Annotated in this window: 15 protein-coding genes; 12 read left to right on the forward strand and 3 right to left on the reverse strand. The window is 36.9% G+C overall.

The annotated features are described in order from the left end of the window. Positions 1-32 precede the first annotated feature (32 nt). The gene (locus ACFSTA_RS04575) at positions 33-674 is read left to right on the forward strand and encodes a DUF421 domain-containing protein (protein ID WP_377555375.1); all 642 of its coding nucleotides are present in this window, start codon (positions 33-35) and stop codon (positions 672-674) included. Between the two features lie 165 nt (positions 675-839). On the opposite strand, the gene ACFSTA_RS04580 is transcribed toward ACFSTA_RS04575, so the two are convergent. Further along, on the reverse strand, positions 840-2,099 hold the full coding sequence (locus tag ACFSTA_RS04580; protein WP_377555376.1) for a GGDEF domain-containing protein: 1,260 nt from the start codon (positions 2,097-2,099) through the stop codon (positions 840-842). 187 nt (positions 2,100-2,286) lie between these two features. Between ACFSTA_RS04580 and ACFSTA_RS04585 the strand changes: the two genes are divergently transcribed. The 7 genes from ACFSTA_RS04585 (at position 2,287) to ACFSTA_RS04615 (ending at position 9,623) form a co-directional block, all read left to right on the forward strand. Then, positions 2,287-4,335, forward strand: a complete 2,049-nt coding sequence (locus ACFSTA_RS04585; RefSeq protein ID WP_377555377.1) for a catalase — start codon at positions 2,287-2,289, stop codon at positions 4,333-4,335. 220 nt (positions 4,336-4,555) lie between these two features. Further along, positions 4,556-5,734 carry a carboxylate--amine ligase gene (locus ACFSTA_RS04590; RefSeq protein ID WP_377555378.1) on the forward strand — a complete coding sequence of 393 codons (1,179 nt, stop codon included), beginning with the start codon at positions 4,556-4,558 and terminating at the stop codon, positions 5,732-5,734. A 14-nt stretch (positions 5,735-5,748) separates the two neighbouring features. Next, entirely contained in the window at positions 5,749-7,242 is a 1,494-nt protein-coding gene (locus ACFSTA_RS04595; RefSeq protein WP_377555379.1) for a Mur ligase family protein, read from the forward strand. Positions 7,243-7,318: 76 nt separating this feature from the next. After that, entirely contained in the window at positions 7,319-8,065 is a 747-nt protein-coding gene (locus tag ACFSTA_RS04600; protein ID WP_377555380.1) for an aspartate/glutamate racemase family protein, read from the forward strand. Continuing rightward, positions 8,062-8,265: a hypothetical protein gene (locus ACFSTA_RS04605; protein ID WP_377555381.1), complete on the forward strand. Its 204-nt coding sequence runs from the start codon at positions 8,062-8,064 to the stop codon at positions 8,263-8,265. Before ACFSTA_RS04600 ends, ACFSTA_RS04605 begins: the two co-directional genes overlap by 4 nt. 500 nt (positions 8,266-8,765) lie before the next feature. Then, positions 8,766-8,960: a hypothetical protein gene (locus tag ACFSTA_RS04610; RefSeq protein WP_377555382.1), complete on the forward strand. Its 195-nt coding sequence runs from the start codon at positions 8,766-8,768 to the stop codon at positions 8,958-8,960. Between the two features lie 255 nt (positions 8,961-9,215). Then, a complete protein-coding gene (locus ACFSTA_RS04615; protein ID WP_377555383.1) occupies positions 9,216-9,623 on the forward strand; it encodes a DUF3221 domain-containing protein in 408 nt (135 codons plus the stop codon). Positions 9,624-9,848: 225 nt separating this feature from the next. Here the strand turns inward: ACFSTA_RS04615 and ACFSTA_RS04620 are convergent, their stop codons facing one another. Further along, entirely contained in the window at positions 9,849-10,835 is a 987-nt protein-coding gene (locus ACFSTA_RS04620) for an NAD(P)/FAD-dependent oxidoreductase (RefSeq protein WP_377555385.1), read from the reverse strand. Between the two features lie 198 nt (positions 10,836-11,033). Between ACFSTA_RS04620 and ACFSTA_RS04625 the strand changes: the two genes are divergently transcribed. Next, positions 11,034-11,564, forward strand: a complete 531-nt coding sequence (locus ACFSTA_RS04625) for a gamma carbonic anhydrase family protein (protein ID WP_377555386.1) — start codon at positions 11,034-11,036, stop codon at positions 11,562-11,564. Between the two features lie 50 nt (positions 11,565-11,614). On the opposite strand, the gene paaX is transcribed toward ACFSTA_RS04625, so the two are convergent. After that, complete coding sequence (gene paaX / locus ACFSTA_RS04630; protein ID WP_377555387.1) at positions 11,615-12,457, reverse strand: phenylacetic acid degradation operon negative regulatory protein PaaX; 843 nt, start codon at positions 12,455-12,457, stop codon at positions 11,615-11,617. 231 nt (positions 12,458-12,688) lie between these two features. On the opposite strand from paaX, the gene paaA reads away from it, so the two are divergent. Genes paaA through paaC form a run of 3 tightly spaced genes read left to right on the forward strand, consistent with a single transcriptional unit; the run spans position 12,689 to position 14,865 of the window. Then, complete coding sequence (gene paaA / locus ACFSTA_RS04635) at positions 12,689-13,678, forward strand: 1,2-phenylacetyl-CoA epoxidase subunit PaaA (protein WP_377555388.1); 990 nt, start codon at positions 12,689-12,691, stop codon at positions 13,676-13,678. 21 nt (positions 13,679-13,699) lie between these two features. Continuing rightward, positions 13,700-14,053, forward strand: coding sequence for a 1,2-phenylacetyl-CoA epoxidase subunit PaaB (gene paaB, locus ACFSTA_RS04640; protein WP_377555390.1), 354 nt, complete (start codon positions 13,700-13,702; stop codon positions 14,051-14,053). Next, a complete protein-coding gene (gene paaC / locus ACFSTA_RS04645) occupies positions 14,050-14,865 on the forward strand; it encodes a 1,2-phenylacetyl-CoA epoxidase subunit PaaC (protein WP_377555391.1) in 816 nt (271 codons plus the stop codon). The genes paaB and paaC overlap by 4 nt, the downstream gene beginning before the upstream one ends. The last annotated feature ends 13 nt before the right edge of the window (positions 14,866-14,878 follow it).

A 14,878-nucleotide genomic window follows, 5' to 3' on the forward strand; every position in this document is an offset into this window, starting at 1 on the left:
ATTCCTATAGCATGTTGAAGGAGTAGATTAAGATGGAATTGGATTGGATTTGGAAGTCAATAGTCGTTGTTATCGCAGGTACGATATTATTACGAATCGCCGGTCGAAAATCAATATCCCAAATGACGTTACCTCAGACAGTTATTATGATTGGTATTGGTTCCTTGCTAGTACAACCTGTCGCTGGTAAAAATATATGGACGACAGTTGGAGTAGGTGCAATACTAGTAATCACGTTAATTATAATGGAATACGCGCAAATAAAAGGAAATCCATTTGAAAAGTTTATTACTGGTCAGTCAAAAGTTCTTATTGAAGATGGAAGATTTAATGAAGCCAATTTACGTAAGGTGAGGCTAACCGTCGATCAATTGGAAGGAATTTTACGACAAAATAATGTTACAAAAATAGAAGATGTACAGTTTGCGACACTAGAGCCAAATGGCCAGCTTGGTTATTCCTTGAAGCCCGAAGCCCAACCGGTTACTAAGAAAGATTTCGATCAGCTCATTACGTTAATAAACCAAGCTCTAAGCCAAGCCCCTTCGAACGCTAAATTTGCTCAAATGAATAATCAAAACAATCAAATGAAACAACCAATCAAACATGATGATATATTTACGGAAGTGGCTAACAATGAACATGATAAACAAGTGCCAAAACACTTAAGGTAAGTCATATTAATACAGAATATACACTGTGATTTCAGCCCTTACATGAGGATACAATAGGTCGTGTAACAATAAAGCTACATTTGAAATGAAAGGTTAGAAGCAGTCATTGAAAGTAATAGATTATATAGAATAGGTAGACGAAAAGGGAAGCAAAAAGCATCCCTTTTAATTATTTGTGAATCTCTCTGATAATGGTAGGTCCGATACACCGTTTTTGGAAATTAGACGATTTTTCCCCATATCTTTAGCTTTTAGTAGTAGCTGATCCGCATAAACATACGCTTTTTTAATTTCAACCGCTTCACATGTAATATAATAATATAATCCGAATGATGCAGTATGTTGAATCTGAATTGGGTATGACTTATATTCTGCTGCCGCTGGATTATCCCTAACACCATCTTTCATCCTTTCGGCTAGTGCGACACATTCATTATAATTTCGATTCCTTAAAAAAATTGTAAATTCCTCCCCGCCACTTCGGAAAAGATAATCATCCTCCCTGAGATAGCCTTGTAACGTTGCTGCGAAATGTTGAATAACGTGGTCTCCAACAGCATGGTTATATGTATCATTTATCCTTTTAAAGGAATCAATATCAGTCACGATAATGCCAATTTTCTCTCCGGTTTCATTTAATTCATTCATTGTTTTATCCATGAAGGCGCGATTATAAACCTCTGTTAAAAAGTCTGTATATGCCATTTGTTCAAATTTATCACGTTCTACTTTGTGTTGAATGCTTTGATTTTTTTCCATAAAAGACCGACTGACAAGATAATTTAATAGAAATAAGCCAACTAACATTTCCCATTGTTGATTTAGTAAAAACATAAATAGTAATCCATTGGAGAATGCAATTTTTCCCATATCAAGTACGTTTCGACTTTTAATAAAGTCAATTGCATCTTTTATATTTTTAATATCACCCATAAAAGAGAATAAAGCAATAAGATAGAAATCTGATAAAAGTGACATGATGATAACGAGAATAATAATGACGAACCAATATCCAAGTGGAAATGCATCGAAAAACGGGTATATTTTGTGAAAGATGAAAAATGCAATGGAACTATTTAATGCAAACGACCCAATATTATAAAAAATATGTAAGAATTCATCTGGATCAGCTGTTTTTGTGAACTTTCGAATGAAATACACAGTAGTTCGATAGAGAGTCTCAAAAATGAAGATACCAAGCGGACCGGCAAATAATCCTATGGATAAACTATATGTTACACCATAGTCCATAGAGACTTTGCCTTTTTTGACGATTACGGCTAAGTGGGAATAAAGCGTGGAGAACAACCAATACAAACCTAATGCGATGAAATAAGTTTTATTCTCTATTAATAAGTGATTCGAAGTAATAGCGACAATAAATGAGATAGAGAATAAAGAAATGATAAATAGTTTCACTCGCATATAGGTTGTCCTCCTTTTATCCATATAATAGGTAAATATTCCTAAAATATATCATACCATAAAATGATTATTATTCTTATAATTTTTTGAAAAGAAAATAAGTGAGGTTTGCGATTTTTTCATATTATCAGAGCATGTGGAAATAATAGAAACTATGAGAGTTCAACATTAAGAAAGGGGTAAAGCAATGAAAGAAAAACAGAATGTAAACGAGAATAGTAAGGATGAACAATTAGATCAGTTTCGCGTGGACGATGATGGGAAGGATTTGACAACAAATCAAGGATTAAGAGTTTCGGAGGATCGATTTTCTCTAACGGCAGGAGAACGTGGACCGACATTAATGGAAGACTTTCATTTTCGTGAAAAAATGACTCACTTTGACCATGAACGGATTCCAGAACGCGTGGTACACGCAAGAGGATTTGGTGTTCATGGTGAGTTTGAAGTATATGAATCGATGCAAAAATATACAAAGGCGAAATTTCTTCAGGAACCAGGAAAGAAAACACCAGTTTTTGTTCGTTTTTCAACGGTCGTTGGCTTTCGTGGCTCAGCAGATACGGTACGGGATGTTCGTGGATTTGCGACCAAGTTTTATACGGAAGAGGGAAACTATGACCTTGTGGCGAATAATATGCCCGTTTTCTTTATTCAAGACGCGATAAAATTTCCCGATATTGTACATGCAATTAAACCGGAGCCACATAATGAAATGCCACAAGCATCCGGTGCTCATGATACATTTTGGGATTTTGTTGCAAATAATCAAGAATCTGCACATCAAGTTATGTGGTTAATGTCGGATCGAGCCATTCCGAGAAGCTTTCGGATGATGCAAGGGTTTGGAATTCATACTTTCCGTTTTGTAAATGATCAAGGAAAATCTCACTTTGTTAAATTTCACTGGGTACCAAAGCTTGGGATACATTCATTAGTTTGGGATGAAGCACAAAAGATTGCAGGAAAAGATCCGGACTATAACCGCCGTGACTTGTACGAAGCTATAGAAAAAGGTGACTACCCAGAATATGAATTGGGAGTGCAAGTTATTGAAGAGAAGGATGAATTTGCATTTGATTTCGATATATTAGATCCAACCAAGATTTGGCCAGAGGAAGATGTCCCACTCCAGATTATTGGAAAATTGACGTTAAATAAAAATGTCGATAATGTATTTGCGGAAACAGAACAAGTAGCTTTCCATCCGGGCCATGTTGTACCAGGAATTGACTTTACAAACGATCCATTATTACAAGGAAGATTGTTTTCTTATACAGATACACAGCTCCTTCGATTAGGTGGTCCCAACTTTCATGAAATTCCGATCAATCGTCCAGTATGTCCATTCCATAATAATCAACGAGATGGGTTTCATAGGCAGACAATTAATCAAGGGAAGGTAGCGTATCACAATAATTCTTTGGCAGCTAACACGCCTACGCCACCTTCCAAAGAAAAAGGTGGGTATGAACATTATCAAGAAAAGGTGGAAGGGAAAAAAGTGCAGGCAAGAAGCGAAAGTTTTCGAGATCATTTTTCCCAAGTGAAATTATTTTGGAATAGTATGAGTGAACCGGAAAAAATGCATATAAAACAAGCTTTTGCTTTTGAAGTTGGCAAGGTGAAGAATAAGGCAGTGAGACAGCAGGTAGTGGATATGTATGCAAATGTAGATTTAGAATTGGCAACAGCATTTGCGAAAGACATCGGGGCAGAACCACCTGCAAAAGGTGGATCAGATGTTACAAAAAGCTCTCCAGCATTAAGTCAGGAAAACACTACCAAGATAGCGGCTACCCGTAAAATTGGTGTCATTTTAAACAATGGCTTCAACTTTATGGATGTTAAGTCGATATTGGATGGGATAAAAAATGAAGGAATTCATGTAGAAATTATCAGTGCAAAGCAAGGGAAAGTCACAGGAGCAAATGGGGAACAGCTGACAGTAGACGAAACGTTTATGACCACAGACTCTGTATTATATGATGCCATTTATATTGTCGGTGGAAGTGGTGAAGACAAGAAATTTCACATGGACGCCAATAAATTTGTCATGGAAGCTTTTATGCATTATAAACCGATCGGAGCAACACATGACGGGAAGAAATGGCTGGAAGAAAATAATATAAAGAAAAGTAAAGGTGTCGTTGCGACTGATAATGTACAAGAGTTTATAAATAGCTTCACTTTAGCAATTGCGGCACACCGTCATTGGGATCGAGAAATTGTGTAGAGAATACCTCGAGAAATCAGCAAAAATACTGAATTTTAGTAGCCTCCATCATAAGATGGGGGCTTTCCTATGTTAATATTTCGTATCGATTACAGTTTGGTAACTATTATTGATGAAACCTGGCTACAGGCGTATAATGATTATAGTACTATTAAATAAAATTATAATGTAGAACTAATAAATTTAACAGTTAGTGTAGGTGAACCTTAAAGGGTATATTATGAATAATAAAGCCGTTATTTTAGGAAATAATTATTATATAGGATTAAGTGCGATTCGTTGCTTGGGAGAGAAGGGAATACATACGGTTGCAGCTGACTACTCAGAAGAAGATCGGTATGGTGCAGAATCAAAGTATTGTTCGGAAAAAATACTGGTACCACATTACCGAAAAGAGTCTGGTAAGTTTATTGAGGCATTAATTGATTATGCCAAAAAACAAGATGTAAAGCCTGTTCTCATACCATGTCATGACTCTTATCTAGAAGTAATAGACGCCCACTTAGACGAAGTGAAGAAATATTATTTACTTCCACAAACGGAAAAAGGGTTAGCGACGGAAGTCATGAATAAAGACACACTACATGCGTTAGCAATGGAAAAAGGGGTTAAAGTCCCTGAAAGTGTTCGAGTAAATGAACCAAATTTTCGTGAAAAAGTTACAAATGAAATTCAGTTTCCATGCTTGGTAAAGCCATTTGACTCGCCAAGCTTTGTGGCAACGTTTAGAAAGAAAATATTTAAAGTTCATACGATGGACGAATTAGAAGAAGCTGTAGCAAAAGCAGATAAAGCAGGTCTAGAGGTATTTATCCAACGAATTATACCTGGATTTGATGACCATATGCACACATTTGATGCATACTTAAATCAGGATTCCAAGGTTACCCATTGGACGACTGCTCAAAAGCTTCGTCAGTATCCCATAAACTTCGGTGCTTCTGTATATACAATTCATAAATATATCCCTGAATTATATGATATTGGAACCAATTTTTTAGAAGCAATAAAGTATAAGGGATTTGGAGAAATCGAATTTAAAAAAGATGCTGAAACAGGGGAATTTTATTTAATCGAAATTAATGCCAGAATTACTAACTTTAATCACTTATTATATAAAGTAGGACTGAACTTCCCTTATATTACGTATATGGAACTAATCGGCAAACCTATAGAGCCACAAGCATTAAAAGAAACGACAAATCGCGCTTTTTGGTACGGGTATGAAGACCTACTTGCTGTAAAAGATTATATTAAAACAGGGCAATTATCGGTTGGACAAGTAATCAAATCTCTTTTTAGACCGAAAGCATATGCGATATGGAGTTGGCAGGATCCTAAACCAGCTTTTGCCTTCATGAAAACGAGAACTAGCAAATTATTTAGAAGAGGAAAGTAAAGGAGGTAGTTACAATGCAATTGGATAAATTATTACAAGCAATTCAAGTTGAAAACAACATACAGCTACAAGGGGTTGAAGTGACAGGTATCTCCTATCATTCCCAAAAGGTAGTGAAAGGACATTTATTTGTATGTGTTCGTGGGTACAAAACAGATGGTCACAAATACCTCGCTGACGCAGTAAAACGCGGTGCCGAAGTAGCGGTTGTTGAAGAAATTCAACAGAATGTCGATGTTCCACAAATTGTCGTATCAAATAGTAGAAAGGCACTTGCTCAATTAGGTGCAGCATATTATAACGATCCTTCAGCTAAAATGAACATGATCGGAATTACAGCAACGAACGGGAAAACGACTACTTCTTATATGGCTAATGAAATTTTAGAAAATGAGGGTCATATAACAGGCTTAATTGGAACGGTAACGATTAAAAATGGTGATAAATCCATTCCTGCTGAACTGACTACACCTGAGTCGTTAGATTTGCAGAAGTATTTAAATGATATGGTTGAAAACGATGTTTCTCATGTTACGATGGAAGTTTCATCTGCAGCTCTTGAGCTACATCGTGTAGAAAAAGTGGATTATAATATCGTTACACTTAATAACATGAGTCGAGAGCATATGGAGATGCATGGCACGTTTGAAAAGTATTTTGAAGCAAAGTCTAGTTTGATTCGAAATGCATCAGAGAATAGTTATGCAGTACTAAATTTGGATGATCCATATTCTGCATCCCTTGTTGATAAAACAAAGGCACAAGTCATTTCATTTGGCTTAGAAAATAAAGATGGGCATATTTATTGTAAAAACCTTGATTTATCAACTGGTAGAGGTAAATTCACAGTAGAAATATTAAAACCTTTCCGTGCGAATGGTATCGACTATAAACCAAGTGAGTTTTATATTGAATTGGCTGTTCCAGGTTTACACTCGGTTTATAATGCTATGGTTGCTATTACGATCGGATTACTAAGTGGTGTATCCATTACAACGATTCAGAAAACATTAAAGGAATTTACCGGAGTACCACGAAGGTTTGAATTTATTTATGAGGATGAATTTAAAGTAGTGGATGACCATTTTGCGAACCCTGGAAATATTAACGTAACGCTGCAAACACTTGATTTTATGGATTATAATAATCTTCATCTTGTGTATGCAATACGAGGACAGCGTGGGGCAGTTATTAATCGGGAAAATGCTAATGTTGTTGTCGAATGGGCATCAAGACTTGGATTAAAAGAAGTAATTGCTACACGTAGCGCTTCCCATACGACACCAAAAGATGAAGTGACCGATGATGAAGTGCAAGCGTTTCTAGATGTGATGGCTGGAGCTGGTATCCATGTGCATCTATATGATGAATTATCTGATGCGATTATCGAAGGGATTACGAAGGCAAGAACAGATGATTTAGTGCTTCTTGCTGGTTGTCAAGGTATGGATTTCGGTGCGGATATTGCTTTGGATAGGTTGAAGAAAGAAAATGTAGAAGTAAAGTAAGCCTATTGAATGATTACGATATAGGAAAAATTTTGGTTGAGCTCTTTACAGGGCTTATAGAGCAGGTGGGTTTATCGTGAAGGAGAAAAAACTTGGTGTATTAGGAGGCATGGGTCCTGCTGCTACCTCACTATTTTTCGAAAAAGTAATCGAAAATACCGTAGCTAATAAGGATCAGGAGCATATTGATATGGTCATACTCAATCATGCCACCATTCCAGATCGGACCAAAGCGATATTAGAAAATAATAAGGAACCATTTTTAGCTGAAGTTAAGAAGGACCTTCACATTTTTGAACAGGTTGAAATTAATAATATCGCTATTCCTTGTAATACGTCACATTATTTTTATGATGAAATGCAGGCAATGACCTCAATTAATATTATAAACATGATCGATGAAACCGTACGCTATATCCGAAACCACTACGGTGAGGGAGCAAAGGTTGGGATTTTGGCTACAGACGGCACGATAAATACTGGCATATATCAAAATGGATGTCATAAATATAATATTAATCCGTATACACCAAACGTGCATGTACAAGAAAAGGTGATGCGAACAATTTATGATTTCAAAGCCGACAAGCCAATTGATGTAAATGAGTTTGAATCAATTATTAAGGACTTAGTATTTGTGGATCAGTGTGATTGTGTAATCCTTGGCTGCACGGAATTGTCTTGTATTGAAGTGGAGGAGGAGTTAATGCCTTACTGTGTGGATGCAATGCAAGTCTTGGTAAATGAATCAATTTTATTATCAGGGAAAGAACTAAAGTATAATCCCAGATCTCCAATCTTGACAAAGGAGGGACTTAAATGATTTCCAATCAGAAAGAGTTTGATGAATTTTTGTTAGAATCATTTAAAGATGGGGTTCGTATTCGTGAGTTGCGATTAACAGATGATGAAGCGAATTACCTGAAATGGAAGATCCCAAAAGCGGAGTTCAAGAAATTACGAGATTGTGAAAAAACGACATCAAAAAACTGGTATGAAGTAAATACGCGACCTACGGAATGACAAAGTATATTTCCCCATCAATACATATGTATTGGTGGGGTGTTTTATTATGGAGGCATTGGTTGCTATTCAAAGGGAAATAATTCATAGTTGATAGAAAATGCGAAGTAACTGTAATGTGATTTCCTCTCCGGGAAGTCGCTTTCCACGGGCACGCGAAGAGGATACATAGATAGGAGAAGTATGGAAACGGACATTTCTTCCCTTATTTGTGACAAAAATGGGTAATAAAAGGGTTTAAAGGACATCTGTTCCGTTATTAACCGAAATGACAGGTATTCTGGTACGAATTAGAGCAAATAACGTACTAGATGTCCGATTACGTTTTCAAATGAGATTATTTTATGAAATAACGTACGCCATGTCCGCTCCGTTAACCCCTTACTCCTAGCGAAGATGATAAGACCCCACAGGAGCGAGGGAACTACTTGCGTAAACTTCTTTTTTCCCTTGCGTTGTGGAAGCCTAGCGCGAAGCATTACTAGGAGATGCAGGCGCACTTGTTTTGCAAGCGAGAAGCTTATCGTGAGCCCGCAGGAATCGAAGTGTATTATCATGGTCGGGAGTATTCTCAGTCAGCTGTTGTTGAGGGGACGTATGCTTATATAGTGACCGTTGCAGGTGAAGATGATGAGAGTAAAATAAGTATTGATAATATGTTACAAGATGTACTAGAAAGTGCTTCATTCGAGTGATAGATAGTACGTCTAAAAAGCCTACTCACTAGTATTTAGGGTGTAGGCTTTTTAATGTTTGTTGAACTGGGGAAATGGGGGATTATTTGAAATCAAAAGTAAAGATATTATCAATAAGTTTTAACGCTAAAATTCCACATGATGAGAGGCTTATTTTTCTTAAAAAATAATTATAAATATTATTAAAAATTCAAAAATATGTTATTATAATCTTGTTAATATAGTAATAAACTAAATGGTTGGAAGGTGTTTAAGTTGGATAAGACCCCACCATATAACAGGTTACTAGTAGCTTGTTTACTAACTTTATTGTTTTCTTTCATTTTTAAAGAAATATTACTCGAAAAGGAAGCATCTGGAGATTTAAAAAACAACCTTCCTAAAGATTATATTACTATAGAGGGTTATGTTGTCTCTAAAAGAATTAACACAATATGGATAGCAGCTGAACCCCAAAGTATTGGAGAAAGAATAATAGGATTTTTTACTTCGAACTATGGTTCTGAGGTTACAATAGTATCAAGGCATAAAGATGTTGATAATAGTGAATTATTTAGGGGTCTAAAAACCAACCAAAAGGTATTGGTTTATGGTGATCACTTAAGGGAATCTAATCCAGGTCAAATTTCTGCTTATCATGTAGAAGTAATGAAGAGTGACTAGATTTAGTTGAAAGTTTATATGAATTTGTACAAAAAGAGGACAAAGAAAAGTCTTTGTTCTCTTTTTTATGTGCGCTTCATTGCTGCTATCTAGGTTGAAGAAACGAATACGGATTTATTAAAGAGATTTTAAGAAATCAAAACAGAATCAAACCTACAGGCATGTGTTAAAATACCACATGAAAGGTTCATTTATTTCCTGAAACGGCTTATGCTATTAGCCTTATCAAGCAAATAAATGTGTACTATGGACACTTAGCTTTGCTTTAGGGTTCATGTATTTTTTGGCATGATTTACTGCAACCGTTGCTTCTCCAAATCCTGTTGCTATGAGTTTCGGTTTCCCATCATAGGCACAGATATCTCCTGCTGCAAAGATTCCCGGAATATTGGTTTCCATTTGCCTATTTACATGTACTGCGTTTTTAACTGTCTCTAATCCCCATGATTTAATCGGACCGATATTGGTGATAAAGCCAAAATTAACAATGACATGGTCAGCATCTAGTATATGCCTTTGATCTCCTTTGACCTCTTGGAGTACGATCTTCTCTATTTTTCCATTACTTCCAATAAGATTTTCCATTTCATATGGAGTGTATAGCCGAACAGATGATTGTTGCAGCATAGTTAAACTATGCTCATGGGCGCGAAAATCTTTCCGACGATGAATGAGGGTAACTTCCTTTGCTAATGGTTCTATTGCTAGGGACCAATCGACAGCTGAATCCCCTCCACCACAAATGAAGACACGTATCCCCTGGAATCGTGTGAGGTCTTTGACAAAATAATGTAGTGATAGATCCTCAAATTGTGGTGCATTATCAATCTTTAGTTTCCGCGGCTGAAAGGCTCCTGCTCCAGCAGTTATAATGATGCTTTTAGAGTAATGAGATCCTGTAGTTGATTTTAGGTGGAATAACCCGTTTTCTAGTTTTTCTACATGTTTAACAGATTCGTTTAAGCATATAGACGGTGAAAAAGTTTGAGCTTGCTTAAATAATTGGGCAACTAATTCTTTTGCTTTTATTTTAGGGAACCCTGCTACATCATAAATATACTTATCTGGATATAAAGCCGCTAACTGTCCACCAACTTCTGGCATACTATCGATTATTTTAACGGATGCCTCTCTCATTCCTGCATAGAACGCTGTAAACAATCCAACAGGACCAGCACCAATAATGGTAACATCAAATATTTCTTCCTTCATTTTCCATATTCCTCCCTCATTTTTCATCTAATAATAGCATAATAATGGCATGACGTTATACTAACGGATAATTTAATTACGTTATATATAGAATATTTAAATAATACAAATTTGTCAACCAACCAAAAGTATTATTAAAATATTTATAACGTAAAAAATATGTTATATTAAGTAAAAGTGGAGAAGGGGAGGAAGTAAATGTTATATCGATACAAAAATTTCACACCGAAAGTACATGAAACGGCCTATATTGCCGATGGGGCAAAGGTAATTGGCGATGTGGAAATCGGTGCATATTCCAGTGTTTGGTTTAATGTTGTCATAAGGGGAGATGAAGGTCCAATTCGAATTGGTGAACGTTGTAATGTACAGGACAATTCGATGTGTCATTTATATGAGGAGTATCCCTTAACCCTAGAAGATGAAGTATCCATCGGGCATAATGCAATTATTCATGGCTGCACGTTAAGAAAAGGAGTTTTAGTCGGTATGGGGGCAACTGTATTAGACGGTGCGGACATTGGGGAATACTCCATCATTGGAGCGAACAGTCTCGTTCCATCGGGTAAAATTATTCCGCCAAGGTCACTTGTGCTTGGTTCACCTGGGAAGGTAGTTCGGACACTCACAGATAAGGATATGGCAATGATTGAGGAAACAATTGAAACATACGCAGATAAAGGGCAGGAGTTTCAGCGACTGGAGATCTTAGAGAGAGTTTCGAAGTAGCGTAATTCATGAGAAATGGGTACTCTGCAGGAGGAGTACCCATTTGAAAGCTATTTTTGAATCGATGCACCCTGCTCAAAAACGGATTCAAAAAATTGCTTAGCTGGTTTCGCTAGCATATGATAATAATCATTGAATAATGTTGCAGCAGAATCTCCAAGCCATTTTTCCGGTAGAAGTTCCTGTGGAAGGCTCGGATCAACAAACAAAAATTTCCGATACTCATGGACTAGTAATGCACATTCTACAAAACAGGATCCATCAGTCATGTCGCCTTTTTCAAGCTTATTTTTATCAAGAATATATTTTTGACTATACTCTTGAATAAATTGAGAATATCGTTCATTTATATTTTCCAAATCCCAACATTTTTCAACTAAGCTTTTATTGGAGTTCATCCCTTCGTTTATTGAACGGAAAAATGATACATAAGAAGAAATATCATACTTATCAATTAAACTATGAACCTGTTCTTCCAAGGGATTTGGTGTAATCCAACAACTATTTGAAAGTAATCCAAAGCCACTCCAAACTAATTCTTTTCGCAGTTCATCCCTTAAGTGACGCTTTTCTTCTGGAATCGTATAAACGAGCATTCTCCACTCGCCATCCCAAGAAGGAGTTTCTGATTTATAAATACGTTTAGAAGCTTCCTCCATTCGTAATTTGCCACGTTCGGTTAGAGAGTAATAGCTTTTGTTTCCTCTTTTTTCAGATTCCACCCATCCTTGTTTACTCATACGTGAGATAGCTGCTCGTACTGATTGTTCATTGTGACCGAATTCCTTTAACAATCGAATTAAACTTCCAATCCAGATTACATTTCCATAATGACGAATATAATCTCCATATAATGTAAAAATCATTGATCGTGTATTGAATTGTTTTTCCATACGCTTTCCTTTCTATGTATAAATACTATAAAGAATAGTGTACTACATAATAAAGAAATATTCACTAGATTCATGGGTTTTTATACTAAAATTTATACGGAATGAATAAATTTGTAACATGAACGACATAGCAATAATGTAAATATTTTTTAGAAAATTTTATTTCTTCTTGAATATTATATAACATTTTGATACCATAACGTTACATAAACGTGATAAGGGGAGAGTGCGATGTATAACTATGTGGAGGATGGGGATTCAAAGACATCTGCATATATGGAGGAAGATCAGGATAAATATGAACAATTTATAACTCGCATTGAAGCGGGTGAGAAAATTGAGGCGGATGATTGGATGCCTGCAGAATATCGGCAAGCACTAATTAAACTGATCTCCATGCATGGAATAAGTGAAATTATGGGAGCATTACCTGAAAAGGAATGGGTTCCGAAAGCCCCAACATTACGACGAAAACTCGGAATTATGGCCAAAGTACAGGACGAGATGGGGCATGGGCAGTTACTGCTTCGGGTTGCAGAAGATTTGATGAAACCATATGGGAAGACGAGAGAGAATTTAATAGAGGATTTATTACAAGGAGATTTAAAGTTTCATAATGTCTTTCACATGCCGACAAAAACATGGGCGGACGCTGGTATGGTTGGCTGGTTGGTTGACGGGGCGGCAATTATGTCACAGACGAATATGTTGGATGCCTCTTACGGACCGTATCAGCGGGCCCTGCAACGCATTTGTCAGGAAGAGGTATTCCATGCGCAACATGGTGAAGCAATCATAATGGCATTGGCAGAAGGTACGGATCATCAACGGTTAATATTGCAAGAGTCATTAAATCGATGGTGGCCGGCATTATTAATGTTTTTCGGTCCTAGTTCAGCAACTACTACAGGTTCATCGAAACAGGATCTAATGATCAAATATCGCGTCAGAAAAAGTACTAATGAAGAGCTACGACAAGCATTTCTAGATAAATATTTACCACGCGTGTTTTCATTAGGATTAACCGTACCAGATGAAACGGTACATTATGATGAAGAAAAAGAAGAGTGGGTATACGAACAACCAGATTGGGATGAGTTTAAACAAATCATTCGCAATAAAGGTCCTAGGTCCAAGGAAAGATTGCGTTTACGGGAAATCGCGTATGAAAATAACCGTTGGGTACGCCAAGCTTTAGTACCAGAAACAATCGGATCTTAATGGTGTAAAGGGGGTAACGAGATGGCTAATGAATCGAATTTTTACCAAGTATATGAGGTTTTCAGTAGACGCGGGAAAAAAGCGGCCATGCAGCACCAATTTAGTTTACTTGCACCAAATGAAGAAATGGCACTAAGTATGGCACAAGAAAATTTTATGCGCCGTGAGGAAGTAATTGACGTCTGGGTTGTTAAACAGGATGCAGTAAGAAAAATGACAAGTGAGGAACGCCAACAATGGACGAAACGATTGGATAATAAAGACTATCGGACAACAAAAGGGTATGGTTATTTGCGACAGAAGTGGAAGGAAAAAGAACAAGGCATGTTAGATGAGAAAGAGATTTTATCCTGGAAAGAGGTGGGGAAAAAGTGACGGTAATAGAAACGGCAGAACAAGCAAAACAAGATGCATCCTACCTAAAGGCGATAACAGAATTGCTATACCAGTTAGCAGATGATGATTTCATCATATCATTTCGTGGTTCAGAATGGTTAGGCCTGGCTCCACATATTGAAGAGGATGTTGCTTTCTCATCCATTACGCAAAATACGATGGGTCACGCAGTAATGTATTATGGCCTTTTAGAAGAGCTGGGAGTAGGAAAGGCTGATGCATTAGCACATGAGCGTGGACCTGAACAAAGAAGAAATGGAATATATTTAGAAAAACGTAATGGGGAAGGTTCCTATTTGGAGGAGCCGTATTATGATTGGGCATTGGCAGTTGTTCGTAACTATTTCTATGAAGCGCTTAAAAAAGTTAAATTGGAAGCGGTTTCAGATGGCTCATATAAACCGCTCGCAAATGTTGCCAAAAAAGCACTCATGGAACAAACCTACCATTTAGCACACTGGAAAATGTGGATGAACCAATTACAACATGCAACAGATGATGCTCGTGAGCGTATACAACAACGAGTAGAAGAAGCTTGGAGCGAATTTGAAGATGTGCTGGAGCTTGGGAGGTTTGGTCCAGACATGGTAATGCATAAGCTGATTTCAAGCGAAGAATATTTGAAGGAGGCATGGTTAAAAGAGGTGAGTGTGGTACTAGTAAATACACCTTCAACACCACTAGGAAAGAAGTATGGCAGTGGAAGAAACGGTGATCACACCACAGACCTAGAACAAGCGTCACAAATTTTTGCGGAGGTCTATAACAGTGATAAATCTGCTGTGTGGTAAAGCTTTAGAGGAG

This window comes from Ornithinibacillus salinisoli, assembly GCF_042684965.1.
GTDB lineage: Bacteria > Bacillota > Bacilli > Bacillales > Amphibacillaceae > Ornithinibacillus > Ornithinibacillus salinisoli.